Annotated in this window: 2 protein-coding genes and 1 pseudogene; all 3 read left to right on the top strand. The window is 45.7% G+C overall.

The features are described 5' to 3' along the window. A partial coding sequence (locus tag SANK73390_RS18320) for a MarR family transcriptional regulator (protein WP_462767846.1) occupies positions 1-266 on the top strand: 266 nt, incomplete at its 5' end. Between the two features lie 4 nt (positions 267-270). Further along, positions 271-1,188, top strand: coding sequence for a hypothetical protein (locus SANK73390_RS18315; RefSeq protein ID WP_462767845.1), 918 nt, complete (start codon positions 271-273; stop codon positions 1,186-1,188). Beyond that, positions 1,185-1,520 (top strand): annotated as a pseudogene (locus tag SANK73390_RS18310) (hypothetical protein); the annotation flags it as partial. The gene SANK73390_RS18315 and the pseudogene SANK73390_RS18310, both read left to right, overlap by 4 nt.

Genomic DNA, 1,520 nt, shown 5'->3' with positions numbered 1-1,520 from the left:
CCACCATTGAGCTGCTATGTGGGCATGAGATAAACGGTGTTGAGGCTGGCAAAATGGCTGTAGAGCTAAATTGTACCCCCTCTGATATGCACCGAGTGTTAGCAAATTTAGAGCACGCGGGCTGGGCTGAGCGTTTGGTCACAAACCAAAGCCGCTGGCGGCTGCATAAAAAGCCCGTACAAGTCAGCAACACCGTTGCCCACTCATTCAGCACTGCAATTAGCGATTTGCAGATAGAGCGCAATAACTACGGTTTGTTGAGGTGAGATTATGAGTGATTCAAATGTGACTGAAGTTATTGATCTTAAAATTCAACAGCAAGAGGAATTAGCATCTAAGCAAAATACGTTGTTGCAGCTAGGTCAAATTCAGGCGTTCAACTTTATGGGAAAACTCGTAACTGTTACGGAATTAAAGCTTGCCCAGCAAATTAAGGAAACCAAGAGCTACAAGGGTTTAACGCTTCATGATGATAATGGAAAAGTCGTAACTGTTACGACTTGGGAGCAATGTTGTAAGCATATTTTGCAAACGGATTGCCAAAACCTTGATAACAGGCTTCGTAACTTACAGCAATTTGGCGAAGAGTTTTTTGAAGCTGCCCAAAAAATGAAGCTGGGCTATCGAGATTTACGCGCATTGCGCCAATTACCCGAAGATGATCAAGCACTCGTTATTGAGTCTGAAGCTGTGGAAACGGGCGACAAAGACGCAGTAAAAGAGCTGATCGACGAATTAAAAGCCAAGCACAAAAAAGATAGTGACAAACTCAAATCAGAACTTGATGCAACAGAGCGAATGCTCAAAGCCTCGCGTAATACGGCATCGGAGAAAGAAGACAAGATTATTGAACTTGATGCAAAGTTAAGAAGCAAAAAATTCTCTGCGGATAAATGGAAGGGCGAAACCAAAAACTTTTTTGAAGCATTGGCTAAAACCCAAAACCAAATTCGCGAAGGGTTTAACCAAATGTTGAAGCTGAGCGAGCAGCTAGAGACCGTACAAATTGACGACAAAACCTATGATGCGGCCAAATCAGCGTTTTACGCTGACAGCAAAATTTTACTAACTCAACTGGCAGGCGTGTGGAACGAGATACACCGCACCTATGGCGACCTAGACGACGCGCGCCCCTCTGGTGAGTGGCTGGCTGAAATGGGTTTTGAAGCCACGGAGGTGATCGAATGAACGCACTCTCTCTAGAATACTGGGCGCATCAGCTAGACAACGCAGGCCACGGCCAAAAAGGCACGATACGTGAGCAAGCGTGCAAAACACTGGGATTAAGTAAGGATGCGTTGTACCGCCGATTAAAAAGCCTAGGTTGGGAAAGCGGCAAGGCTAAACGCAGTGATGCGGGTAGTACCAGCATGAGTGATGAGTCTATAGAAGTGATGGTGTCGCTGTTAAACCAATCAGTTAGGGCAAACGGTAAGCGCATTATGCATGTGCCAGTTGCTAAGTCGATTTTAGCGGCAAACGGCTATGACAGCGTAAGCCCAAGCCAGATCAGCCGTATA

This window comes from Pseudoalteromonas sp. SANK 73390 (assembly GCF_054966645.1).
The sequence above is the reverse complement of the archived record's forward strand: the minus strand, read 5'-3'. Positions and strand labels throughout refer to the sequence as shown.